A 24,780-nucleotide genomic window follows, 5' to 3' on the forward strand; every position below is an offset into this window, starting at 1 on the left:
GCCGGCTGGGTGCGTGAGCGCAAGCGCTAAAACAACGAACCCTGTTGACCTGCTCCGCCGCCCGTCGCCGGTGAAGGCGTAACAGGGGCAGGATAAGTCGGCGGCTCCACCGGCTCGTTGTCCGGCGGGGTTACGGGCAAAGATACAAAAATGTCTGGCTCCGCAATCGTTTCCGGAGTCGGTAACATGGCTATTAAATCGTTTTCATTGATGATTGGCACTTTCAACCCGATTGCCTTTTCGCGCTTGGCAGGACCCATTTTGTCGCCGGCCACCAGATAGCTGAGTTTTTTGCTGATTGACCCCGTTACTTTGCCACCATGCTGTTCAATTAGCTGCTGCAATTCATCACGACTATGGTCTTCAAAAACTCCCGATAGCACGAAGGTCAAGCCCATGAGTCGGTCGCTGACGGCCTTGGGTGCTTCGCCAGTCAGAGCCATCTGGACACCTGCGGCTTGCAGGCGGGTAACGATTTGGCGATTAAAATCATCCTGAAACCACGCCGCTGCCGACTCAGCAATCACGCCGCCAACTTCCGGTACGGCCGCCAGCTCGGAAGCCGATGCGGCCGCCAGAGCATCAATAGTGCGGTAATGAGTAGCTAATTTATCGGCCACGGTTTCGCCCACGTATCGAATGCCCAGCCCAAACAGTACCCGATCAAATGGAACCTGCTTGCTCGCTTCGATTCCGGCTAGAAGGTTCTGAATAGACTTCTCACCCATACGCTCCAGCTTCACCAGCTCATCGCGCCGCTGTGGCAAGTCATATATGTCGGCGGGAGTTGTGACAAGGCCTAGGTCGAAGAAACGCCCCACGGTTTCGGCTCCCAGGCCGTCGATATTCAGCGCTTTGCGCGATACATAGTGCTCGAGGCGGGCCTTTAGCTGAGGCGGGCAGCCGCGCTCATTCGGGCAGCGATAATGGGCCTCACCGGCGGGGCGAATAAGGGGCGTATTGCAGGCCGGACAAGTAGCCGGAAAGCTGATTGGCTGGCTGTCGGTGGGGCGGGCGGTGATATCTACGCCGGTTATTTTGGGAATAATCTCGCCGCCTTTTTCCACGAATACCATGTCACCAAGCCGTAAGTCGAGGGCAGCAATCTGGTTGGCATTGTGCACGGAAGCGCGTTTAACCACGGTGCCGGCCAGCGGAACGGGATCTAAGTGGGCCACGGGCGTCACGGCCCCGGTACGGCCTAAGTTGTACTGCACTTCTCGCAGACGGGTGCGGGCGGCTTCAGCCGGATATTTGTACGCAATGGCCCAGCGTGGGCTTTTGGCCGTGTAGCCCAGCACTTCCTGCTGCCGAAAATTATCGACCTTGATTACAATGCCGTCGGTAGCAACGGGTAGGGTAAAGCGCTTTTTCTCCCACTCATGAATGAAGTCGAGCACTTCTTGAATGGAGTGGCACCGCCGCCAGCTATCCGATACGGGCAAGCCCCAGCTTTGCAACGCTTCGAGCGAAGCACTGTGGGTCGGAAAAGCCCCCCGGTTCGGGCTGAGAAATCCGTAGGAAAAAAAACGCAGGCGACGGGCCGCTACCAAGGCTGAATCTTGGAGTTTGAGGGCGCCGCTGCAAGCGTTGCGCGGATTGGCTAGTAGCGCTTCCCCGTTTTGCTCGCGCTCCTTATTTAGCTCTTCAAATACGTGCAGGGGCATAAATACTTCCCCACGGGCTTCAAACTCGGAGGGCTGATTATTGGCGGGGCGCAGGTGGAGCGGCAGGTTTTTGATGGTGCGCACATTGTTGGTGACTACGTCGCCTCGGGTGCCGTCGCCGCGCGTTACGCCTTGGGTAAGTTGGCCGTCGGTATAGGTCAGGCTCATAGCTACACCGTCGAACTTCAGCTCGCAGACGTAGTCGAAATCGTCGCCGCCCAAGCCACGGCGCACCCGCTCGTCGAACTCGCGTAGGTCGGCCTCCGAGTAGGTGTTGCCCAGCGAAAGCATGGGGTAGCGGTGCAGGGCCGTCGGAAACTGCTTGGTAATGGTGCCGCCTACACGCTGAGTAGGCGAGTTGGGCAGCGCAAACTCCGGGTGCTGCTGCTCCAAGCGCTGCAATTCGGCCAGCATATGGTCGAACTCTTGGTCTGGAACTTCAGAAATATCCTTCTGATAATACTGGTAATTGAGGTGGTGGAGGCGCTCAGTGAGGTCCTTTATCTGGTCTTGTATAGCAGTCATGGAACGTAGTTCGTTGGCTTTGCAAGCTACGGATTTGAGCACACGCCGTTTCTTCTTGTGCGATTGTTACTTGTGAATTTGAATAAGGTTTAAAGCAAAAAGCGGAACGAAGTCGTATGGTTACGACTCCGTTCCGCTTTTTGCTTTACTATAAAAATCTAAAGGCTGTTTTCCATCACCAACACGCCATCAGCCTCAAAATTAAGCTGTTGCTCAGGCTTAGTGATAGCCGCTACTTCCTTTTCTGATTTGCCCGCATCGGTGGCGTAGTGACGCAAATCACTAACCGGAACGGTTTCGCGGTGGGCCCAGCCGTTGATGACAACGGTTTTGCCGCTGATGTCTTTCGGGACAAAAAAGCCGTAATCTTTGAAGCGGACGCGCATTTGTTTGCCATCGGCAATAGCTATTGTCATCCAGCAGCCTTTCGCCTGACACACTTCAGTCGCCTTGCCAACCAGCTTTACCTGCGCCGAATCTTTGGTGCCAAGCAACTGGGTGAGCTGAGCGACGGGCACGGCATTGGCGGCCGTAATAGGTGCCCCATATGTTTTGCCACCCGCAACTGCGGTGCTGGGGGGCATTTTCTCGGTAGCATCAGGGGTTAAAACAGCAGCCTGGTTATCGGAAGTAGATGATGACTGACAAGCGGCCAACACAACTACGCTGGCTATCAGCAGAAAAGGCTTAGACATGACGGGTTAGATTAAAAGGCAGAAACAGCTCCCGAAGATAGAGCTTACGGCTGATTGCCAGCGTTGCGAGCGGTGAGAAGTCGTGTTTCGGCCAGCTTACCGTTCTTGTTGTAAACCTCCGTTTTGACGATGCCCACGGTCGGGGAGTAATAATCAATCACGCGCGTACGGGTGCGCATCACCATATCCTCGCGGGGCGCCATGCTGGCTTCACGTTCCGACTCTACCTTGTAGCACTGAAAGGTGCCAGCCGGCGTGACCAACGGAGCCGGCCCACTGACAATCCGCCGGCGGCGAACTGTAGTATTTACCTGCGCAATATCTACGGCGGAGCTGCTCACCTGCACCGAAACCCCGCCGTTGGGCAGCATGCTGCCTACGGTGGGCTGATTGGGCCACGCTAGTCCTACGGGCGCGTACGCAAGGCGACGGTCACGGAAGGAAGACATATTTTTAAATTCTATCTCACTCATGCCGTCGGTGAAGGTAGTATCCTGGCGGCAGCCGTAGGTGAGATCCTGCATGCGAATCAGGCGGTTTTTAACGTCGTACAAGCCGCTTTTGACCAAGGCCGTGTTGGTCGTGATGGTTTTCTTTTTGTTGGTCTGGCTCCCCAGGCTTACCACGCGCTGCCGAATGGTACCGGCAGGCTTGCCGCGGTCATCGGTGATGGAATAGACCAGCTCCATGTAGCTATCAAGACCGAACGGATGGGTGCAGTCGAGAGAGGTGGAAGCAGCCGGAGCGGGGAGCGAATCCTGCGCCTGGGTAGTGAGGCTCAACAGAACCAAGGCGCACGAGCTAAGCAAAGAGCAATAGTATTGGGGCATGAGAGTAAGGTTTTTGGCAGCCAAAGCGGCTACGGCTGAGCTTCCATACGCTATATGGAATATAGTAGATAATAGCCGAATGCACAAAATTGCGTTTGCCCCTGGCAGGTGGTAGCTTTCGAACCAATACAAAACCGTGCCTCAACTCGCACGTTTAGCAACGTGGCCCCTATAGGGAGCCGTATCTCTCATTCTTATTCCGCCCCAACTTATGGCTGACTCTTCCTCCCAAAATGCCCCAAACTGGGCCGATACCGCTGCCTCATTGCTCTCCAAGCTTTCAGGCGGTGTTGAGCTATCCTGTGCCTTCGACCAGATAGAATTGCAAGTGCCCAATGCGCAGAACCCAGCGGCGCCTGCCGCTACCTGGCGCCTCAATGGCTCTTTGCGCATTCGCACCCGCGGCGAAAACCCCGGCAGCGGCCAACAATTGCCCCCCAGCAACCCTTCCAATCTTGGTTAAGGGTCTGGAAATAGACGCACGCCTGGTCATCTCCTACAACGACGACCACGTGCAGGTGGCGGGAACGGGTAATTACCTCATTGTCAACTTCCCCAGTCAGCGCGTGCTCGACGCGGCCACCAGCGGTCCGCCCGGCCCTAAGAAGCCCAAGCCGCCCGGCTTCGACCCGTTGCAGCAGCTCCATGACTTAGCGCGCACGCTGGGCCTGGTGCTGGAGCTGCGGGTAGCAGGCAAAACCCACGTTACGTTTGGCATTGGTGGTGCTCCCAAAATCCACTTCAACGCCGTGCTCGGCAAAATTGGGTCTTTCTTCCGGGGTAACTGATTTATGTCGGAGCTACTGATTCGTGGTGCCGTCGCTGCTGATGCGGCCGCCATTCAGGCTCACTACATTACGGTAGCGGAGCAGGGTGGCGGCCTGGCGCGGCAGCCCGCCGAAATAACGGTCGAGTACGTGCATACCTTTCTTGCGCGCAGCTTGGCTACGGGTGTTGCCCTGGTAGTGGAGCAGCCGGATGGCGCCGGGTTGGCGGGTGAAATTCATGCCTACTCCAGCGGCTTGCAGATCTTTGCGCACGTGCTGGGTGACCTGACAGTGGCCGTGCACCCGCAGTATCAGGGGCAGCAACTCGGACACCGATTGTTCACGACTTTATTATCGAACATTCAGGAGCGATATCCCCACGTGCGGCGCGTAGAGCTGCTGGTGCGCGAAAGCAATGGGCGCGCCATTGCGCTCTACGAGAAGCTTGGCTTTCAACGAGAAGGTCGTTTGTTGGGGCGCGTTTCCGTCACGCCAGGGCAGTATGAGGCCGATATTCCCATGGCCTGGCACGCTCCGTTATTTGGGCAATAGGCTTCGGCACGGCGTAAGGACGACGGGGAGAAGCCGCGCAGCCTCCGGGCAAAGCTTAACTACCTAGAGGCGAGTATGCCGGCACAAAAAATAGCACTAAAAAAGACTGGTCGGCGGCGGCTGATTTGCGTATCTTGGATAAACCAAGCTGCGGCTTTAGACCCACTTTTTCGGAACTAAAGGCCGCTGGATTGGTTTGCCCAAGCACACGCTGCCACCTCCAGCTAATGAATTCTGATAAAGACCATAGAAATAAAGTGGGCGCGGGCCAGCCAGCATCCACACTTTCCCGCATGGAGCGTATGCCACCCATGCAGATGCTGCTGTATCTGAGTATGATAGCCAGCACAGTGCTGTTTGTAGTACTTGCTACGGCCTATGCCCAAACGCGCTTTAATAGCGCTATGCCGCAAGGTATGCATCCGTTTCCGCGCTACTTTTCCATCAGCACTATTGTGTTGCTTGTCAGCAGCTATACCATTAGTCAGGCCCGGCGGCTCTATCAGCAGGACGACGTTACGATGCTTACTCGCTGCCTGGGCGCTACGCTATTGCTGGCGGCTATTTTTGTGGGGTTGCAGGGTCTGGGGTGGCGCGAACTGATTGCGCAGGGTGTTTTCTTTAATGGTGAGGCCAGCGGTACGTACGTGTATCTGCTGTCGGCGCTGCACATTTTGCACCTGCTGGGGGGCGTTTTGTTCCTGATGATTCTATTTCTGCGCACCGCGCATGCCGCCCGCGACGGAGTGCGGACGCTGGTGTTTATCCGCAATCCATATCGCCGCCGCCAGATTCAGATGCTGGGCATTTATTGGCACTTTTTGGATGGCTTGTGGATAGCGTTATTTGCCCTGTTCCTGTTTTTGTATTAGGCTGAATTTTGCATGAAAAAAGCCCCCCAGAAACTATCTGGAGGGCTTTTTTGGCTTAAACCTGATATTGGTTAATTATAGCTTGGTGGCTTCTGAGCCGGGTGCCGGAAAAACGACTGGCAACAGCATGCTCATGCCGGGCGGAAACACATTGAGCAGGTGCGGGGGCATTGTTTTAATCACTCGAATGGCCTCGGCATCACAGCTGGGCTCCAACGATTTCGCGATGCTAGGATTGATAATCCGACCGGCATCGTCGCGCTCGAAGCGCACGTGTACCGTGCCCGCAACTCCCTTCGCGCGAGCCTGCTCCGGGTAGCGCGTATTCTCAGCCATATATTTCCGCAAACCATCAAAGGGAGTGGCCTTGCGGGCAGGCGCCGCAGCTTGGGCTGGTGCAGCTTTCGGATTAGTTTGGGCCAAACTAGGAACCGTAGCGGCCAAAAGCAGGCCCAGCAGTAAGCCAGAGTTCTTGGTAAAAATCATATCAGAGCAAAGAGGAGGACGAGTAGCGTCGTGCAAAAGTAATGCTAGAGTAGTTCAGCACCACGGCTGCCGCCGCCTCTAATGTGGCTACCGCGCAATCGTCACGTTGCCTTTGTAGCGCCGCTTGTCGGTATACACGATCAGGTAATAGTAAGCACCGGCCGGCATATTGCTGCCGTCCCAGCGGAAATTGCGACTTGTTGAGGTATACACCTGCTTTCCCCAACGGTTGAAGATCCTGATATCAGAGAACTCGGCGTTGCAGAAGTTGGGAGGCAAATCGCGTAGCTCGAAGAAGTCGTTGGTGCCGTCAGTATTGGGAGTGAAAATGTTGGGGGGCAAAAAGGTCAGCGTATCCGCGCTAGCTACCTCGAAGCGCACCGTGCGTTGCTGCCCCACAGGCGCGCAAGTGGCTTCCCGCAGTTGAAACGTAACCTCCAAGGGAGTCGCCAGCGTGGTCTGGTCGCAGTTGGGTTCCCAACGGAAAACGCCCGTAGCCCGCCCCGCGCCATTGGTTGGCACGAAGCTCATGCCCGCCGCCGCCAGATCGAAATTATTGCCCGCCGCCGTCAGGGTGAGCTGGTCGGAGTCGGCATCGAGGCCTTCAAGTGTAGCCTCAAAAAAGCCCCCCAGCACCCGGCGAATGACTATGGGCTCCGCGCTCAGGGCCGCCGGCAAATCGGCGGTAAGCGTTGGCGGCCGGTTGTTGTATTCCACCTGCACGGGTATCACCACGGTGGTGGCCTGCCGATCAGCGCAGGGTGAGCCGGTCGCGGCCAGCTCAAACTCGAAAAGTCGTTGGTTAGTGGTAGGGCAGGGCACGCGCCAGCTAAAGCGACCCTGCACCTGATTACCACTCAGCCCTTGCGTGAGCTGAGCGCCCACTGCCGCCGCCTGAAAGCCGCGCCCGGCCATCGTAAGCGTGATAGGGTCGTTTTCGGGGTCCGTGACGGCTACATCGAACGTTATCAGGTCGCCGGGGCGGGCGCGTAGGGGCAGTGTATTGGCAGTAGTGGTAATGCGCGGCACGCCATTGGGCACTGGCGCCGACGTGAATGCTACCCGCACCGTATCGCGCTTTGGCAGCGCACAGCCATCATCAGCCACAATAACATCCACGAAAAACACCTTGCCCTTTGTGTCCAGACAGGCCGGAAAGCACAGCTGCGACACCAGCGTATCGGGCGCGCCGGGGGCACGAACCAAGCCTTGTGTAACGCTCGCGAAAGTGGGTAGAGGGCCGGTAAAATTTACCGGGTTCAATGATAAAGTTAGGCGAGAAGTAGGGTTGGGGTCAGTAAAGCGCAGGCGGACGCAACGGTCGGCGTTGGGTTGCAGGCGCAGCGTGTCGCGGCTGGGTTGGTAGGCGCGTGGGGCATTGGGCATGAGTACCACCATTTCGGGCGGAATATTGCTGGGGCAATTGAGCACTTTTAGCTGAAAATCGCGGCGTACTTCCCCAATCTTCTCGCCCTTGCGATACTCGGAGCATTTTATGCCAAACACGAACAGCCCAATTTGGGTAGGCCGCACTTCCAACCGGCCCGTAAAGCGCCCGATAGTAAGCGTCGGACTGCCGGGAATCTGGTTTAAAGTACCAAGGCCAGGGTTCCAGTTAATGGACGAATACGGCGCTGGCGCGGCTACAACGGGCTTTGGGTCGGCGGGATCGGAGCTGCCGTTGAGTGGCGTTACCAGCTCATAAACCAGGGAATCTTTGTCGGCATCCTGCCCGCTGAAGTTGTAGTAGAATAAGTCGCCGCGGCAGGCGTAGTCGCTCAGTGGGGGGAAAATGCGGGGCGTAGAATTGATAAAGGGCTGCCCGTTGCGCACCACGGCCGGAAACTCCAGATAGAAGGTTTGACCCGCATTGCCGGGCAGCACAATATTGTTGATGCCGTTGTTGCGGCAGCAGCGCTCCACCACCGCATAATAGCCGCCAGCGCTGTTATAAATACTGGCTGGCAGCTCCACCAAGCGGCTATATACCAAGCTGCGAGTGCTCAGCGAAGGCTGAGTACAGGCTGGGTTAGTATAAGCTACAAACGTGTTGGTGGAAAGGGGCAGCACTACATTTTGCAGGCGGCGGTTCGTGCCTTTTTCAAAAATACTGACCGTCAGATCCTGGTCCAGCGCGCCCGGATTGCCATTTAGGGCATCAAAGTAAAGGTTCAGCGTGATGCGGTAGGTGCTGCCTGTCTGGTACTGCAAATCAAGCTCACCACCTACGATATGAGTGGCGGTGACCTGGAGGGCGAAAAAGCTACAAACCAAAAGCAGTAGTAACCGCAGTCGGTTAGTAACTAAAAGAAAGCGTAGATGTGTAAGCATTAGTCGAATAGCTTGGTAATCAGGGCGGAGTTGTCTTTAAATATACAACTTGCGACCCTGGAACCCACTTTATCAGCCCAGAGTTTTTAGCATACCCGCCACTATTTTGGCCCCCTGAAAAGGACGTAAACTTCAGGTGCCATTTGCCCTTACTTTTCCTTCATGACGCGCTTTCTGCTTTTCTGGGTTTGCCTGTTGATAATCGGTCATAAAGCCCAGGCGCAACGCCCAACTTACCGCCCAGTAGCGGCCGGCCTGAATGGCTCGGCGGCTCGTGGCTGCGCCGAAACGCACTTGCGGACCAGCACGAGGCAGGAGCTGACCACGCCGGCCCACCGCCGCCTCATGGACCGCTACGACGTAAAGTACTACAAGCTGGACCTTGACATAGAGAATAACGCTCGCACGGTGGGGGGCTCCGTGCGGCTGCGGGCACGCGCTGGGGGGCAAATTCTGGACGTGCTGGCCTTCGAGTTGCACCCGGCGCTGCTGCTCGACTCGGTGCTAGTGAATGGACGTCGCACCCCCGCACCGCGCCGCGAATCTGGCGACGTGAGCGTGACGCTGCCTCAGCCAGTGGCGCCCAATACCTTGTTCGACGCCATTATTTATTACCACGGCACGGCTCCCAACGGTAGCTCCGCCGCCATCGGCAATGCCCTTGACACGCGCTATGTGCCCCGCTACGATGTGAACGTAACCTGGAGCCTGAGCGAACCTTTTCATGCCTACGAGTGGTGGCCCTGTAAGCAAGTGCTTACCGACAAAGCCGACTCTACCGACGTCTGGATTACCACCAAGAACCCTAATAAAGTCGGTTCAAATGGTGTGCTGACGCGCGTGGTGCCGCTGCCCGATAACCGCAGCCGCTACGAGTGGAAGTCGCGCCATCCCATTGCTTATTACCTCGTTTCGGTGGCCGTAGCACCGTATTTGGAGTATGTAAACTACGCTAATATGCCCAACGGCGTGCGAGTGCCTATTATCAACTACGTCTACAATCAGACCGCGCTCAACGATAATCGCGCGGAAATAGACCGAACATCTGGTTTTCTGGAGAATTTTTCAGCCCTGACCGGAGCATATCCATTTGCCAATGAGAAATACGGGCATAGTATGGCGCCCATCGGCGGTGGCATGGAGCATCAAACCATGACCACCCAGGATGGCTTCAACTTCACGCTCACCGCCCACGAGCTGTTTCATCAGTGGTTTGGCAACAACGTGACCTGCGCTTCCTGGGAAGATATCTGGCTGAACGAAGGCTTTGCTTCCTACGGCGAATACCTGTCGCTGCAGGCTCTAGCCACGCCCGAAGCCGCTCGCTTCTGGATGGATCAGACGCATGAGCAGGTACAGTTTCGGATAGATCGGATAACGGGCGTGCTCATCAATACGCCCGGCGGCAGCGTGCGCGTACCTGATACCACCAGCGTAGGCCGCATTTTTGATCAGCGCCTGAGCTACAAGAAAGGGGCAGCCGTGGTGCACATGCTTCGCTATCTGCTCCACGACGACGCCAAATTCTTTCGCGTACTGCGCACGTTTCAGGCAACGTATGCTGGCCGCACCGCCCGCACCGCCGATCTGCAACGCGTGTTTGAGGTAGAGGCAGGCCGCTCGCTGGGGGGCTTTTTTGAGCAGTGGTACGCCGGTGAGGGCTTCCCCAGCTTTAGCGTCCGGTGGAATCAGGTGGGGGGCAATTTGTTGCTGCAAACCACCGAAATCACCTCGATGCCCAGCGTGACGCCCTTTTTTGAAACCGAGCTGGATTATAAAATCACTTTCGATACGGGCAGTAGCCAGGTGGTGCGGCTGCGCCAAAGCCAGCTGGTTTCCGCCTTTAGTGTAGCAGTAGCGGGCACGGTCACCGGCATTGAGCTTGACCCCGACCAATGGGTGCTAAATGCCACCGGACCGATTGTGCGCACTACCGCTTTGGTCGACATCGACAGCGAGGAAAGCACGCTGGCTAGCGTAAGTGCCTTTCCTAATCCCTGCCGCGACTTTCTGGCGCTGGCTGATCTGCTAGAACCAGTGGAAGCCTTGGTAATTGATGCCGTTGGCCGACAGGTGCTGCGCCAAAGCTTGAGTCCGGCTGCTAGTCAGCTCAATACGCGCCCATTGGCCAGCGGACTGTATCATGTGTTGCTCACCAGTAGTACCGGCGAGCAAAAGCGGCTGCGTTTTGTGCGTGAATAATGGCCAATAGGTCTACTATTTGCGCCATAAAAAAGCCCCCCAGCACCATACTCTTTGCCTTACCCAAATTACAATACGCTCCGGCCAGCAGCCGGAGCGTATTTGTGCTCTCAGGAAACCGAAGATAGAGCACGATAAGACTTAGGGAGAAGCCTAAGGGGCTAAAATGTACTCGTCTTGTGTTAGTGGGAAGGCAGCAACACGTACTAATACTACAGCCTATTCAGTTCTCATTTCCGGGCCGAGACTGTCCATCATATGAATTTGTAGGCCACGTTCCTCCTAGCATCTTTCCCGCTTGAAAACAATCAAATTCCATAAAGCTGAATGCGGCGTAGAGATTCTGCTGCGGGTGGGCCTGGGGCACGAGTTGCCCGCTAGCTTTCTGACTACCGAACTCTACAACACAGATTACTTTGAAGTTCTGCTTTTCAAGCAGGGAAAAGGTCACGTGGTGTTAAACCAGCAAACCATTCCCATCCACGATAACACCATTATCTTTATCTCACCCTTCCAAAAAAGGCAGTGGAAGCTTGACCCCGACCAACTGGAATTCACCTTTCTCATTTTCCAGGAAGAATTCCTCAATGACTTTTTCGCCGACAAGCTCTTTGCCTACCGGCTGCTTTTTTCTGCCAGATGGATCACCCCTTGCACCTAGCAGTTCCCGCCGAGCAGATGAAGAAGTTCTGCGGCCTCTTAACGGGAATCAACGCGGAGCTTCGCCAGATGCGCCCCGATAGCGAGCATCTCATCCGCCAATGTTCGTGCAGATCCTCCACTAAGGCCAGGGCGACTACGCTGAACAGGGCGACGGCCGCGAAAAGGTGCGGGGAGGTGTGCAGTTATAGCGCTCAGCGCGCAAACCCGTTTTCAGCCCTTTGTGGAAGCCAAAAAAACGCTTCAACCAGCAGCCGAAGTATTTTGCAATTTGGGTAAGGCTAAGTTACATACTGGGGGGCTTTTTATGGCGCAAAATGCCTATTCGCGGGCGTATTCCGCAATCCGAGCTTGCACTTGCTCATCGGCAGGGGGCAGCTGATAAACGGCTGCCATCAGCTCATCGAAGGAGTGCGCCGGGGTAAAAATGTCGTCGTGGTAGGGATTAGCAAAGAACCGGATGAACCCTGGCTGCTCATTGATACTGATCAGATCGATGGTAATGCTGCCGTAGCGCTGGTTGCACCGGCCCGTCTCCGAGCAATCTTTAGGCTGAGGCTTCAGAAAATGCTTGTCAATCGTCTCGGTGTAGGTAGGGTGCACCAGCGTGCGCTGATCGGAGGTCGACAGGTTGTAGCCAAGCTCCAGCACCCGTTCGCAGGTAAAGTCGAAAAAGTGGCGGAAGTTACCCGGCCCGATACTGGGATCGAAGAAGAAAATGGCTCCCTGTCGGCCGCAGTCGGTGATCAGTTGCACCCGCAGACCCTGGCTGCTGCCCACCCCGGCTTTGCGAAAGTGATACGCTTTAAAGTAAGGACCAGCCCAGTTCAGGTACACGCGGTCAGCGAGCCACTGCTCGTGGCGTTTCATCTGTGCCGGCGTGCGCACGGCTGGTTGCCAGTCGGTTCGGTTGGGAGCCGATCTTTGACTTAGAAGCTGTTTTAAAAAAGTAAACAAGAGCGATAGAGAGGGATTATAGGGAGCAACATTACCCGTCTGAAATAGTTTTTTCGGTGATGTGCAACGCACGGCTCAAAATAGACATCCTTAAGCTCTTTATCTCTAAGTTATTCTATGCAAATGACTGCCAAACAACGCACTGCGTTACGTCATCAACTATTGGCCGAATGTCGGCGGGCTCAACAGCAAAAAGCGGATACTGCCCGCAAAGCGATGCTGCTGGTAGAGGAAAGCGCCAACGAAACCCAAGGCGCTACTGAGGATAAGTTCGAGTCGTTTCGGGAGGCCTGCCATATTCAGCGCGACCTTTTTGCTCGCCAGTTGGACGAAGCTCTTTCTGGCTTACAAGTGCTGCAACGCGTTTCGGATGTGCGTCCTTCCATTAATAAGCCCAGCCTGGGCTCCGTCGTAGTCACCGATAGTCAAACCTTCTTTATTGCCCTGAGCCTAGGCGAGATAAAAGTCGAGGGGCAGCCTTATTGTGTTATATCAGCCTTTTCGCCCATTTATCAGGCTATGACGTCTGCGCGACCCGGCGACGCTTTCTCCTTCCGCGGCAAATCGTACCATGTTCAGGCGGTGTATTAAAGGCCGTAGGGCTACATGAGAGCTGCTCATTATTTAGCTCCCATGACCTGCGGCTTCACCCGCGACCAATAATGGGAGCGCCCGATTAAGGAAAAGCCAATGTAGCCCTTTACCTCCATGCGGTCTTTGCTGACCATGTTGAGGTAGCAGGAATAGGTGCGTCCATTCATCGGGTCATAAATCCGGCCGTCTTCCCAGCGCTCATCGTCAGGGTCATAGCTAAGGTTTTGTATCACCACGAGGTTGAGCAGGGGCTGATTGCGCTTTTCCGGCTCCGGGTTGCGGCGGTCGGTTTTGGGCAAATTGGTTGTCGAATCCTGCGGCTCGCTTAGCCACACCAGCCGCCCACAGAGCTGCTTCGAGTTGCCGCACCGATAGATCTCGACGTGGGTTTCGCCCGCATCATCCTTCCACACACCTAGCGGGGAGTGGGTTTGGGCGGCTGCGCCCCCTATGGTTGCCAGGCACAGCAACAACGTCAGGAAGAGGTGTTTCAAGAAAAAGGGATTGAAAAGAAGAACCCGCCGCACATATCCAACCTAAGTTTAGAAAGCAGTAAGGTACAAAAAAGAGCGACGCCCCGGTTGGGAGCGTCGCTTTTACGTGCCGGGAGCAGGTGTGGTTTATTTTACGCGGGTCCAGGTCTGGGAGCGGCCAATCATGGAGAAACCAATGTAGCCTTTCACCTCCATGGTGTTGGCGTTTTCCATCTTCATGTAGCAGGAGTAGGTTTTGCCCGTCTCGGGGTCATAGATCTTGCCATCGTCCCACTTGTTGCCTTCGTCGTACTCGAAGCCCTTCATGAACACGAGGCCCAGACGGGGCTTGGAGCGCAACTTCGGATCGGGGTTCATCGAGTCGGTTTTGGGCTTGCCCGTGGCCGGATCGTTGGGTACCGTCAGCGACACAATTTTGCCGCAGAGCTTGTCGCCGTTGCATTTATAGATTTCAAACGTGGCCTTCTTTTCAGAGTTGGTCCACGTGCCCAAGGGCGAGAGTGACTGGGCCGAAGCCAATCCAGAGTAACCCAACAGGAGGGTTAGACAGAGGAACAAGGTTTTTTTCATGAGGTAAAGGGTAGGATTTGTGGGAAAAGATAGAAGAAAAATCCTGAATTATGGTAATCGCCCAAGAGGTTCTGTTGGGCTTGGCCGTTGCAACTTTGAGGCCAGCCCCATTTTAGGATAGCCTATGTGCAAAGCCTGAATTTTATTAAATTAAAAACTGCTTGATCCTCAGTCATCTGGCCAAAAATATTAGCCATTGAGCTAAAAAAAGGGTTTTTTATTTTGAACCATCCGAGGGTCTTTTAACTTTACCGATCAGTAGTGAGTGCTACGACCTCTTTCAAGGGTCCCTAAGGTGCTGGGAAACGCGATTGAGGGATGTCGGATCTAAAGAAAGGAGGTACAAAATGTCTAGTAGTCCCAACCAAGTCCTGCCAAGCCTGTCGAATGTAGTCTGCTTCACCGCCGGACGCGCTTAACAACAGCTTTCGCGCGGAAATATGCTCTAATAAGGCTTTTTCCCGCATTCTGGCAAGGTCTTACACAAAGGATGACGGGGCTGAACCCCAGACTCGTCGCTTGGTAAGATTTGAAGGATTAGATGCCCGGTTCGCCCAGCAGCCTTTTAGTAGGTTCTGCACAGGCGACCGGGCATCGTTTTTTTGTAGCCATTCGCCGCGCTTTCGTTTGAATTACGTCGATGAAAGCCTTTTACAAAAAAGCCCCCCAGAAATGTTTCTGGGGGGCTTTTTGCTTTACCCAAACTGCAAAAGAGTTAATCAGCATCCAGCACGCGGCGCACACCCATAAAGCGGCGCTCATAGCCGGTGTTATCCACCGCACTTATTTTCACTCCTGACTCACGGCGTGCCGAGGAAGAGTGAATGAAGCGGATGGGCTCGCCGGCCTTCGAGATGATAATGCCAGCGTGGCCAGGCTCGGTAGAGGTTTCGGCGGTACCCGTGAATATCACCAGATCGCCGGGGCGGGCCTGGCTGCGCGGAATGGGGCGACCGGTATTGATGAGCATGGCCGTGGAGTGGGGCACATCAATGCCAAAGCGGCCGTACACGTACATCACAAAGCCCGAGCAGTCGAAGCCGCTGGTGGGCGTGGCGCCGGCATACACATAGGGTGTACCGAGCTGCTCCATCGCGAAGCGCACCACACTATCGGCGCGCGGCACGGGCTTATTGCTGACCCACACAGCGGCGCGGGCCTGCGTTTTGGAAACTGGCGTAGCAGGCGCAGCAACCGAAGCTGCCTCAACGGGGGCTTTCGAAGGCTGGCGCTGCCAAACCAACAAGCTGAGCATCAGCACAGCTAAGCCGATAAAGGTGATCCAGACGTAGCGCATAGTAGATAAGGCAAGCCGTGGGGTGAACGGCCTGCCTGTGCGCCTTAACGGCGCAGGTTGGGTGTGGGTTCCGGTGGGCCGGGCATCGCCAAGTGCAAAAGGGGTAGCTGGGGGGCAAATTTCGGCTTTACGAAGCCATTCCTACCAAGGTGCCCAGACAGAAGCACTTGCCGGTTGTACTCAGGTGCTCAGGCAGAGCGGGGCGTGCAGCCGGGGTAGCTCCAGCTACAACAGGATAATTAGAAGTTGACGACCAACTTCTTATCGTGGCAAAATGAATCACTCATTTATTCTTTAACACATTTACCCGCCTATATTTACCGTATTATCCTGTTCTAAAGTAATCACTTGTAGGCTCGTGCTTGCCGCTCTATCGTTGCCGGTCTACCTACCACTTGCAATATTCTTATATTTTATTACCTGCTTTCGCGGCAGCGCCTATCCATTTAACTTATCTCTTCCTCGCCTTATGCGAAAATCCCTGTTAGTGCTCGCCCTGTGCTCGGGCAGCCTCCTCTTTGGCCAATGTCGGGGGCTGTTCAGCAAAGCACTCGACCCCCAGCCCGCCGTGCCCGTTTTGCCTGAAGCCACCCAGACCGGGCGCAACACCGTGGGCTTTCTGGTCAATGATACTGTCTGGCTGCCTCAAGGGAATTGGAATAGGCCCCGGCTAGGGGGCTATTATGGGGAGGGCAGGTTGGTCCTTTATGGCAATTATAGCCCGAATGCCAACCCCAATGATCAAGCCGGCTTTGGCCTGTACCTAGGCAATGCCCGCTCGGGGCCGGGCACCTATCCGCTGTATGCCCCATTAAATACGGGAAGATCCAGTGGGGGAACGTTTAGTCGGGGAGCCGAACACTATGAAACCAATGCCACGCATAACGGGGTGCTGACCATTACCCGCCTGGATTCGGTCAAGCGCATCGTTTCGGGCGAGTTCTCCTTCTCGCCCGTGGATCGGGCTGGGAATACCGTGCGCATCACTAGCGGGCGCTTCGACATGCAGTACTAACTCCCTTCTTTACCTTTATTCTGTTTGTATGAAACGATACTTACTCGTCGTATAGGCTCTGTATGCCTATACTTTAGTCCACACTCAAGCTCAACCCATCATGGAGGTCGACGACGGCGGGTGCGCTTGCAGGTAGAGTGATCGGGCCGGGGGTGCTTACCGCTTCGCATTCCAACACCCCACCGGCAACAGTGGGGTGTTTTTGGTTCCGGTGGATGCGCGGCGCGGCCTGAGCACCCGAACGGCGTATCAAACGCTGGGGGGCAAATTTCGGCGTTACTTTGCAACCTTGGAGGTATTCCTGAGTCTAGCCCTCCAACTACTGTTTCCTTCACTCACACCCCTTTACTTCATGCCTCATTTTCGCTTTCGCTTGGTGCTGCTCGCAGCGCTGCTACTGTTGTTTTGTCAATTCAGCGCGGTTCTGGCGGCGCCTACGCTGCGCTACACTCTGGCTATGCCAGCTCCGCAAACCCACTTTTACGAAGTGGAAATGTCGCTGGGGGGCTTTGGTAAACAGTTCACCGATGTCAAAATGCCCGTATGGGCGCCCGGCTCTTACTTAGTGCGCGAGTTTGCGAAGCACGTGGAAGGCTTTGAGGCCACGGCCGGCTCAAACAAGCTGCGTGCTGAGAAAATCGATAAAAACACGTGGCGGGTGTATCATCCGCGTACCAAGGACTTTACAGTTCGCTACCGCGTGTATGCCTACGAGCTAAGCGTGCGCACCAGCTTTCTGGACGCCGCTCACGGTTACCTCAATGGCACCAGCGTATTCATGTATCCGGCCGAAGGCAAGCCCCTGGCAAGCACCATCACCGTACAGCCCGCCGCTGGCTGGAACCAGGTGACAACCAGTCTGAAGCCAGTGGCTGGCGGCGCGCCATTCACCTTTAGCTCCAGCAACTACGACGAGCTGGCCGACTCGCCCATCGAGATAGGTACCCATAAAGTACTCTCGTTTGAAGCCAGCGGCACGCCTCACACGATTGCCATGTTTGGCAATGCGCGCTACGACGAGGCCAAATTACTCGCGGATATGAAGCGGGTATGCGAAGAAGCGCACCGGGTGGTAGGGAAAAACCCGCTGGACCGCTACGTATTCATCATTCACAACATTGAGCGCGGCACCGGCGGTCTGGAGCACCTGTTTTCGACCACCTTATCCGTATCGCGCAATGCCTACAGCACCGAAGCCGGCTACAAGGGATTTCTGGGGCTGGTGGGCCACGAATATTTTCACCTCTGGAACGTGAAGCGCATCCGGCCTGTGGCGCTGGGACCGTTCGATTATGACCACGAAAACTACACCCGCATGCTCTGGTTGAGCGAAGGCGGCACCAGCTACTTCGGCGACATTATCGTGCAGCGGGCCGGCTTCGTGACTCCCAATGATTATCTGGCGAGCCTCAGCAACGGCATCACCCGCGTAGAAAATCAGCCGGGCAATAAGTTGCAGTCGGCCAGCGAATCGAGCTTCGATGCCTGGATTAAAGGTTATCGGCCCAACGAAAACTCCGTCAACTCCACCATCAGCTACTACGACAAAGGCGAGTTGATTTGCACCGTGCTAGACCTGATGATCATCAACGAAACCAAGGGCCAGAAAAGCCTCGACGATGTGATGCGCTTCCTCTACCAGCGCTACTATGAGCAGCAGCGCCGCGGCTTCACCGATGATGAGTTTCAGGATGCCGTGGAGAAAGTTGCCGGTCGTCGGTACGATGAGTTTTTCCGCACCCGCGTGTACGATACCCAAACCCTGGACTACGCCACGGCTCTTGGCTACGCCGGCCTGACGCTGGTCATGGAGCCCGCGGCCACCACAGGCGCGCTGGGGGCCAATGTGAGCACCGCGGGGGGCAAACTGACCGTGACCAGCGTGCTGCGCGATGGCAGCGCCTGGCAAGGTGGCCTGAATGTGAACGACGAAATCCTAGCCCTCGATGGCAACCGTCTTTCCGACGACCCCAACAAAACCCTGACTGGTCGCGCCGCCGGCACCGAAGTGAAGCTGCTGGTAGCCCGCGATGGCCAAATGAAGGAGCTTACGTTCCCGCTGCTGGCCTCAACTGGTCGCCGCTACCGCGTGGAAAAGCTGCCAACTCCGAGCCCGGAGCAGCAGGCAGTGCTGGCCAAATGGTTGCGCACGGCTCAGTAGTATTCGTATTTCTAAGGTATAAAAAAGCCCCCCAGACAATATATAGGGGGCTTTTTTGTGAAACAATTGTTGAACTTCGAAGACTATTCTTAACGGATACGCTCTAGCTCTACCTTGCGAACGGGCGCAATAACCAGAGGTACTTTCTCTACTTTAACGGAGCTGGTTTCCAACCCGAAATACTTCTCTTCCGACGCTATGAACTGCTTGATATAGAAGTAGGCCTGCATCACCAGTTTTTCCACTAGCGGGAAATCATTCTCGACTGATAAGTACTTTTCCAGTACCACAAAGCGGAAATCGCCGGTCACGTGCTGCTTGCTTAGGGACTCGTAGCGGGACGTAATGTCCACTTCTTTATTGCGTACCAACTCTTCAATTACCTGGCGGAAATAAAGGTTGATCCGTTGTTCCACCCGAAACCCTAAACGGAAGGTGATGCGGAAGGCATCATCGGGCGCGAGCTCTACCACTTTGTATTGCATGGTATATGGCTCGTCGGTGGTGTCAACATGCACAAACCAGTAAATATCAGCTCGCTTGGGCCGCTTTTGAAAGATGGAATAGATGATTTTGGACTCGATTTCGGTAGCGCGCTCGGCCGAAGTCATGAACACTAAGTGCGTCGAGTATTTAGGAATGGAATCGTCGTCGCTGAGGTCCTTCAGCGCCTGCATATAAGGCTCAATCTTCACAAATTCCGTGAGGCGACGCTTGATATAATAGGCCCGCAGCCACACGTACATCACCCCAATCAGCGCCAACCCAATAGCCAGCGACACCCAGCCGCCGTGCGGAAACTTGATGAGGTTGGCAATCAGAAAGGCTCCTTCAATCAGGCCGTACACCACGGCAAATAATACCACGATAGGCATGGCCACCCGTCGCGAACGGAGCCATACTACCAGTAGCGTGGTGGTCATAAGCATGGTGAGCGTGATGGCCAGACCGTAAGCCGCTTCCATATTTTCGGATCGCTGGAAGTACAGCACCACCCCAATGCAGCCCAGAAATAGCAGCCGATTCATGCTGGGTACGTACAGTTGACCCTTCATATCGGTTGGGTAATTAAGCTTCACTTTGGGCCACATATTCAAGCGAATAGCCTCTGCCACTAGCGTAAATGAACCCGTAATAAGGGCTTGGGAGGCAATAATGGCGGCCATTGTGGCAATGCCAATACCGATAAGCAAAAACCACTCGGGCATCAGCTCATAAAACGGGTTGCGGCCACTGAGCTGCTGACCCTGATGTTCGATCAGCCAGGCGCCTTGCCCAAAGTAATTGATTAGTAGACAGGCTTTTACAAAAATCCAGCTGATGCGAATATTGCCTTTGCCACAGTGTCCGAGATCGGAGTACAGCGCTTCCGCCCCAGTAGTACACAGAAAAACGGCCCCCAGCAGCCAAAATCCGCCCGGAAAGCGAACGAGCAAGTCGTAGGCATACGCAGGGTTGGCTGCACGCAGAATGCCAGGATGCTGCGAAATCCAGACGATACCCAGGGTGGCCAGCATACTGAACCAGATCAGCATGACGGGTCCAAATGCTTTTCCTACTATCTGGGTACCAAAGTTTTGCATTAAAAACAAAGCCGCCAGAATCGCAATGACGATGGGCACCGTCGGGATACCCGGGTACACCGCCTCCAGTCCTTCAATGGCCGACGAGACGGAGATAGGGGGCGTAATAATACCATCGGCGAGTAGGGCAGCACCGCCAATAATAGCGGGAATAGTAAGCCAAGCTGCACGCCGCCGCACCAGCGCGAAAAGCGAAAAAATGCCCCCCTCACCGTTGTTGTCGGCATTGAGGGTGAGCAATACGTACTTGATGGAGGTTTGCAGGGTCAGGGTCCAGAAGACGCAGGAAATGCCACCATACACAAGGCGCGGATCGATATTGCCCGGCACAATGGCCTTCATCACATAGAGCGGCGACGTGCCAATGTCGCCATAGATAATACCGAGCGCGATAAGCAACCCGCCAGTAGAGATGGCGGTGTGTGAGTGCGATTTTGTGGCGTCCATGAAAGTGAGGGGGAAGAGGAAAAGCTAATGCCAAACGAAAAAACGCCCAAAGGTAAGGCAAATCAACTCGTAAGTGCCGCCGTATCGGGTGGGGGAGTAGGTGGTCCCGGCCAGGAGTTCGGGTCGGTTTCGGTGGGGGGCAAATCAGTGGCCCAGGCAGCCACAGCCGCTGCCGCCGCTTCTTCATGGCGCCGCCGGATGCGACGGTTGGCCTCAGCCGCCAGCTTCTGCCAGGGCAGCGGGTCGCCGGCCAAAGCAAAGTGCAGCGCTTCCCGACCAGCCCGGTACAAGCGCAGCCGATTAGTGCCTCGGCTGCCGTAAGCCAAAAGCAAAGCTCCCGCCGTGAGGCCCAGGGCGGCGGGCACGGTGCGCAGCCAGTTCTGTAAAAAAGCTAAAGCAAAGCCAGCCAGCGTAATGCCCCCCAGCAAAAACCACAGCAGCCACCGAATGGGCTTAAGCTCCACCGCATCCAGTTCCAGCAGGGCAAAGCGCTGCCCGTCTACCTCCAGCGCGTCAGCCGTCAGGACCACGCGCCCGTTGGCGCTGCGCAGCGTAGGATCTTCTTCAGAAGGGAGCATGGGGTAAACTGATAATATCTCTAAACGAGTGCTTTGAGCTGGCCGAACGCTGTAGAGACGCGACACTTCGCGTCTCAATCGTTGAACAACACATGCCGCACTCATTAAACAACAACCGCAACGATTGAGACGCGAAGTGTCGCGTCTCTCCAGCGTTCTGATTATTCGTCATGATGCGTATAAAATTGCCCCCCAGCCGGCTACTACAAGCAAGTTGGGGGGCAATTTTAATTAGAAGCAAAGCTTATTTATTCACCTTCAGCAGCTCCACATCGAAAATCAGCGCCGAGTCGGGGCCGATGTCGCGACCGGCGCCACGCTTGCCGTAGGCCAGATCAGAGGGGATGTAGAGGCGCCACTTCGAGCCTTCGGGCATCAGCTGGAGCGCTTCTGTCCAGCCGGCAATTACCCCGTTTACTGGGAATGAAGCAGGCTGGCCGCGCTGGTAGCTGCTGTCGAATACCGTTCCGTTAGTGAGGGTGCCGTGGTAGTGGGTAGTTACGTTGCTGGTCAGCGAGGGCTTGGGGCCCGAGCCTTCGGTCAGCACTTCGTATTGCAGGCCGCTGGGCAGGGTGGTTACGCCGGGCTTGTTCTTGTTTTCGGCGAGAAAGTCTTCACCGGCTTGCTTGTTGTTCATGGCATTAGGGTCGTTTACGGTGGCGTTGCCGTCACCTTGTTGGTCATCCTGGTCTTGCATTTGGCTCTGCAACTGCTCCATCGCATTGCGCATCTGGTCCTGCGTGAGACGGCTGGGTTGTCCGGCCAGGCCTTCTTTCATGCTGCTGGCCAGCACCTCGATGTCAAGGTCAAGACCTTGCTGGGCAAAGTTGCGGGCCAAATCGCGCCCGATGATGTAGCTGATTTGCTCCTTGAGGCTTTCTAAGTTCATAAATCACAGATTTTGCTGATTGAGCAGATTTCACAGATTCCAACGTGAAATGAAATGCCAACGCAGCGGTGGAAGGGGAAACGAACGACCCGGCGGAGGCCATTGCTACAGTGAAGTACCGAAAACCGGCTCGAATAGATGTGGTTTTTTTATTCTTAGCTACTAAACTCCTGATTTTGAAAGATGCTTTTTGGATGGGGCCAAACAAAACGGGTCCCGCTGTGCAGCGGAACCCGTTTCTACTAATTAAAAAAACGTGGCCGTAAAACGGCGACTGAGAAGCTTAGCAGTAGTAGCATTCTTCTTCGTCCCGCAGGTCGAAAAACAGGTTAAACTCCCGAACCTGCGCGGCCAAATAGCTCAAAGAACCAAGGCCCCCCAGCAATAAAAGCGACGAAACGGTGGCAGTGCTCTTTTTCATGTCAATGGTGTATGTGGTACTCTATCAGTTTGTTGGGTACAAAGGTAATACGTAAAGATTATTAATATGTTATGCAAGCATAACTAATTTGTTGTCAAGTCAATTCTCGTGTCATCCGCATTATCCACGCGGCTTCTTAGCTGCTTCGCCTTGCTGGCTGGCCTTTATCTTCTCTGCTACTTCTACCATCGGGGCCACCCAGATATCCTTTTCATTGGCCTTGAGGTAGCGCAGCAGTTGGCGGTGCGCTTTCAAATCCACGTTCAGACTATGGCCGCCGCCCACGCCGTGAAACAGAAACACCAGCACCGTGCGCGACTGCTGAGCCTTTTTAACCAAGTCAATCAGATACTCGCCCGACTGGCCATTGATCATGTAGCTGTCGATGTTCGTCAGGTCTACTTGCGCGGCTGTTTGCAGTCCACTCGTAACGCCCCGGGCGGCCACAAAATCGTTTTTTAGCTGGTCATAGAACTTTACGCCGCCAATGTGCAGGTCGCCGCACGGGTAGGCAAACGTGCGGGCGGTTTTGCCGTCAATGGCAGTCAGCAGCGTGTTCATCGTTCGTACTTCGCTAACTGCCCGGCTCACGGTGTACTTGCTCAGGTCGTTATCGGGCGTCACGAAACTGCGGCCGGGCTGGCTGCCGTCGCAGGGGTGCATGAGGGCATGGTTGCCAAGCTCATGGCCGCGCTCGGCCGCTTGTCGCCACTCACTCAGGCGCTTGCCCACCACGGGTGAGGAGCCAATCAGGTAAAATGTCCCCCGCAGCTTCAACGAGTCGAGCGCTGGAATAGCATTGTCGAGGTCTACGTCGATAGCATCGTCATAAGTCAGCACAACGGCGCATTGCTTGTTATTCCAGCTGTTAGCAGCCTGAGCGAAAGCCGCCGATTGACTTGCCAGCAATAGAGAAGTCGCGAATGTAAAGGATTTAAATAGGCGCATGCGCTGGGCAATTAAATTGACTGTGTTTACCATTGATTGGAACACTAGGACATAAGATTTGCACATTCAAGCCTGAAAATATAGACTCAGGATGCGTCTTCTAAACTTATTTAACTGCTTCCACCTCCACGCGCCGATTGCGGGCGTCGGGCGAGCGGTAGATTGGGCGCGAGTCGCCGTAGCCGGCGGTGCTGATGCGCTCCGCCGCAATCCCCGATTTTACCAAGTAAGACTTCACCGCCTCGGCTCGCTGCACCGATAGTATCTGGTTTTTCTGGGGCTCCCCAATTTTATCGGTGTGGCCGGACACGCGCAGCTTCAGCGTCGGGCGAGCCTTGAGCTCGGCGGCTAGCTGGTCGAGAGCCGGAATGGCTGTTGGCAGCAACTCGGGTGTACCCAACTTGAATAGGACAGTGGGTAATACTATCGGCTTGACCGAGGGAGCCAGAATGGGTGCCGCCGGGCGCGCCGTATCAGCCGGGGCGGGAGTCGGGGCAGCAGCAACTGGCTTTGAAGCTTCCGTTCCACCTACGGTAATAGTAATCGGTACCACCGGGCTCTGACTGGTGGCAAAATAGCCCTGCGTGAGGTAGAAGGTGGTGGTTTTACTGAGCTTGGTGCGATACGTATTGCCGGTAGCTACGCGCTGCTTCAAATCAGGGTCGGCGTACCAGCGCACATCCTGACCCGATACGCGCAGGGTGCTTTCCGTATTGGCCGGCACCGTGGGGGACGATTTTAGCTTGATGCGGTACAATGTAAACGTCCCCACGTCGCAGTCGCCTACTGGGCGGTAGGTCGCATTGCCCACAAGCTTTTCCTGATTCGGATCGTAGGTAAACGTGATGGAGCCATCGCACCAGTAAGTCCAGGGCGTCTGGCCCGTCTCGCTCAGCTTTCGGGTATGGGTGAGGCTGACCCCGTCTTCCGTACGCGCGCCCTGCATTTCAAACGTAACCGTCATGGTCGGCTGGTTACCTACTTCCTGATAAAGCACTCCAAATATCTTGGCGTCTTTATTTTGCTGCAAGCGAAGCACGGCTGGCCAGTTGCCTTCTTCCCTGGGGTCAGTTTCAACGCCCTGCCACTCGCCCGCCAGAGATTGGGCCCGCGCAGGCCCAGCAAGCACGAGGGCTAGTATGCCACACCAAAAGCTGAGTTTCATACCTGTATACTTGAGTTTAGCTTATTTATGATAGATACGAAGCCACTATAAGAAGGTGAGGGGCAACAGTGAGT

At 55.3% G+C, this 24,780-nt stretch carries 24 protein-coding genes; 9 read left to right on the top strand and 15 right to left on the bottom strand.

What is annotated here, in order from left to right; all coding sequences use genetic code 11:
* Positions 1-26: 26 nt before the first annotated feature.
* From ligA to H8B13_RS14290, 3 genes are all read right to left on the bottom strand, one after another.
* A complete protein-coding gene (gene ligA, locus H8B13_RS14280; protein WP_187311467.1) occupies positions 27-2,192 on the bottom strand; it encodes an NAD-dependent DNA ligase LigA in 2,166 nt (721 codons plus the stop codon).
* Between the two features lie 158 nt (positions 2,193-2,350).
* The gene (locus tag H8B13_RS14285) at positions 2,351-2,887 is read right to left on the bottom strand and encodes a DUF4920 domain-containing protein (protein ID WP_261990376.1); all 537 of its coding nucleotides are present in this window, start codon (positions 2,885-2,887) and stop codon (positions 2,351-2,353) included.
* 44 nt (positions 2,888-2,931) lie between these two features.
* The gene (locus tag H8B13_RS14290; RefSeq protein WP_187311468.1) at positions 2,932-3,717 is read right to left on the bottom strand and encodes a hypothetical protein; all 786 of its coding nucleotides are present in this window, start codon (positions 3,715-3,717) and stop codon (positions 2,932-2,934) included.
* A gap of 211 nt (positions 3,718-3,928) precedes the next feature.
* Between H8B13_RS14290 and H8B13_RS14295 the strand changes: the two genes are divergently transcribed.
* The 4 genes from H8B13_RS14295 (at position 3,929) to H8B13_RS14310 (ending at position 5,908) form a co-directional block, all read left to right on the top strand.
* Positions 3,929-4,180, top strand: coding sequence for a hypothetical protein (locus H8B13_RS14295; RefSeq protein WP_187311469.1), 252 nt, complete (start codon positions 3,929-3,931; stop codon positions 4,178-4,180).
* On the top strand, positions 4,173-4,505 hold the full coding sequence (locus H8B13_RS14300; RefSeq protein ID WP_187311470.1) for a hypothetical protein: 333 nt from the start codon (positions 4,173-4,175) through the stop codon (positions 4,503-4,505). Before H8B13_RS14295 ends, H8B13_RS14300 begins: the two co-directional genes overlap by 8 nt.
* A 3-nt stretch (positions 4,506-4,508) precedes the next feature.
* The gene (locus tag H8B13_RS14305; protein ID WP_187311471.1) at positions 4,509-5,036 is read left to right on the top strand and encodes a GNAT family N-acetyltransferase; all 528 of its coding nucleotides are present in this window, start codon (positions 4,509-4,511) and stop codon (positions 5,034-5,036) included.
* 227 nt (positions 5,037-5,263) lie between these two features.
* Positions 5,264-5,908 (top strand): heme-copper oxidase subunit III, encoded by a 645-nt coding sequence (locus H8B13_RS14310; protein ID WP_187311472.1) that lies wholly within the window; start codon positions 5,264-5,266, stop codon positions 5,906-5,908.
* A 75-nt stretch (positions 5,909-5,983) separates the two neighbouring features.
* Here the strand turns inward: H8B13_RS14310 and H8B13_RS14315 are convergent, their stop codons facing one another.
* Positions 5,984-6,394 carry a TonB family protein gene (locus tag H8B13_RS14315; RefSeq protein WP_187311473.1) on the bottom strand — a complete coding sequence of 137 codons (411 nt, stop codon included), beginning with the start codon at positions 6,392-6,394 and terminating at the stop codon, positions 5,984-5,986.
* 87 nt (positions 6,395-6,481) lie between these two features.
* Positions 6,482-8,668: a gliding motility-associated C-terminal domain-containing protein gene (locus tag H8B13_RS14320; protein WP_187311474.1), complete on the bottom strand. Its 2,187-nt coding sequence runs from the start codon at positions 8,666-8,668 to the stop codon at positions 6,482-6,484.
* A 219-nt stretch (positions 8,669-8,887) separates the two neighbouring features.
* Here H8B13_RS14320 and H8B13_RS14325 point away from each other — a divergent pair, with 219 nt between their 5' ends.
* Positions 8,888-10,927 (top strand): M1 family aminopeptidase, encoded by a 2,040-nt coding sequence (locus H8B13_RS14325; RefSeq protein WP_187311475.1) that lies wholly within the window; start codon positions 8,888-8,890, stop codon positions 10,925-10,927.
* A 298-nt stretch (positions 10,928-11,225) separates the two neighbouring features.
* Complete coding sequence (locus H8B13_RS14330; protein WP_187311476.1) at positions 11,226-11,588, top strand: hypothetical protein; 363 nt, start codon at positions 11,226-11,228, stop codon at positions 11,586-11,588.
* A 320-nt stretch (positions 11,589-11,908) separates the two neighbouring features.
* On the opposite strand, the gene H8B13_RS14335 is transcribed toward H8B13_RS14330, so the two are convergent.
* A complete protein-coding gene (locus H8B13_RS14335) occupies positions 11,909-12,544 on the bottom strand; it encodes a hypothetical protein (protein WP_187311477.1) in 636 nt (211 codons plus the stop codon).
* A gap of 123 nt (positions 12,545-12,667) precedes the next feature.
* On the opposite strand from H8B13_RS14335, the gene H8B13_RS14340 reads away from it, so the two are divergent.
* A complete protein-coding gene (locus H8B13_RS14340) occupies positions 12,668-13,135 on the top strand; it encodes a hypothetical protein (RefSeq protein WP_187311478.1) in 468 nt (155 codons plus the stop codon).
* A 29-nt stretch (positions 13,136-13,164) separates the two neighbouring features.
* Here H8B13_RS14340 and H8B13_RS14345 read toward each other — a convergent pair whose 3' ends face one another.
* The 3 genes from H8B13_RS14345 to H8B13_RS14355 all read right to left on the bottom strand — a co-directional run bounded on the left by H8B13_RS14345 (position 13,165) and on the right by H8B13_RS14355 (position 15,499).
* A complete protein-coding gene (locus H8B13_RS14345; RefSeq protein ID WP_187311479.1) occupies positions 13,165-13,632 on the bottom strand; it encodes a DUF2147 domain-containing protein in 468 nt (155 codons plus the stop codon).
* Positions 13,633-13,758: 126 nt separating this feature from the next.
* Positions 13,759-14,202: a DUF2147 domain-containing protein gene (locus tag H8B13_RS14350; RefSeq protein WP_187311480.1), complete on the bottom strand. Its 444-nt coding sequence runs from the start codon at positions 14,200-14,202 to the stop codon at positions 13,759-13,761.
* A gap of 715 nt (positions 14,203-14,917) precedes the next feature.
* A complete protein-coding gene (locus H8B13_RS14355; protein WP_187311481.1) occupies positions 14,918-15,499 on the bottom strand; it encodes a C40 family peptidase in 582 nt (193 codons plus the stop codon).
* Positions 15,500-15,968: 469 nt separating this feature from the next.
* Here H8B13_RS14355 and H8B13_RS14360 point away from each other — a divergent pair, with 469 nt between their 5' ends.
* Together H8B13_RS14360 and H8B13_RS14365 are read left to right on the top strand one after the other, a co-directional pair.
* Entirely contained in the window at positions 15,969-16,514 is a 546-nt protein-coding gene (locus H8B13_RS14360; protein ID WP_187311482.1) for a hypothetical protein, read from the top strand.
* Between the two features lie 352 nt (positions 16,515-16,866).
* Positions 16,867-18,675, top strand: a complete 1,809-nt coding sequence (locus H8B13_RS14365) for a M61 family metallopeptidase (protein ID WP_261990377.1) — start codon at positions 16,867-16,869, stop codon at positions 18,673-18,675.
* 89 nt (positions 18,676-18,764) lie between these two features.
* Here the strand turns inward: H8B13_RS14365 and H8B13_RS14370 are convergent, their stop codons facing one another.
* The 6 genes from H8B13_RS14370 to H8B13_RS14395 form a co-directional block, all read right to left on the bottom strand.
* Complete coding sequence (locus tag H8B13_RS14370) at positions 18,765-20,705, bottom strand: KUP/HAK/KT family potassium transporter (protein WP_187311483.1); 1,941 nt, start codon at positions 20,703-20,705, stop codon at positions 18,765-18,767.
* A gap of 62 nt (positions 20,706-20,767) precedes the next feature.
* Positions 20,768-21,283 carry a hypothetical protein gene (locus H8B13_RS14375; RefSeq protein WP_187311484.1) on the bottom strand — a complete coding sequence of 172 codons (516 nt, stop codon included), beginning with the start codon at positions 21,281-21,283 and terminating at the stop codon, positions 20,768-20,770.
* Positions 21,284-21,527: 244 nt separating this feature from the next.
* Positions 21,528-22,172 carry an FKBP-type peptidyl-prolyl cis-trans isomerase gene (locus H8B13_RS14380; protein ID WP_187311485.1) on the bottom strand — a complete coding sequence of 215 codons (645 nt, stop codon included), beginning with the start codon at positions 22,170-22,172 and terminating at the stop codon, positions 21,528-21,530.
* A 283-nt stretch (positions 22,173-22,455) separates the two neighbouring features.
* The gene (locus tag H8B13_RS14385) at positions 22,456-22,593 is read right to left on the bottom strand and encodes a hypothetical protein (RefSeq protein ID WP_187311486.1); all 138 of its coding nucleotides are present in this window, start codon (positions 22,591-22,593) and stop codon (positions 22,456-22,458) included.
* 120 nt (positions 22,594-22,713) lie between these two features.
* Positions 22,714-23,541 (bottom strand): polysaccharide deacetylase family protein, encoded by an 828-nt coding sequence (locus H8B13_RS14390; protein ID WP_187311487.1) that lies wholly within the window; start codon positions 23,539-23,541, stop codon positions 22,714-22,716.
* A gap of 106 nt (positions 23,542-23,647) precedes the next feature.
* Positions 23,648-24,706 carry an OmpA family protein gene (locus H8B13_RS14395; RefSeq protein WP_187311488.1) on the bottom strand — a complete coding sequence of 353 codons (1,059 nt, stop codon included), beginning with the start codon at positions 24,704-24,706 and terminating at the stop codon, positions 23,648-23,650.
* Between the last annotated feature and the right edge of the window lie 74 nt (positions 24,707-24,780).

The organism is Hymenobacter sp. BT188 (genome assembly GCF_014333585.1).
Classification (GTDB): Bacteria; Bacteroidota; Bacteroidia; order Cytophagales; family Hymenobacteraceae; genus Hymenobacter.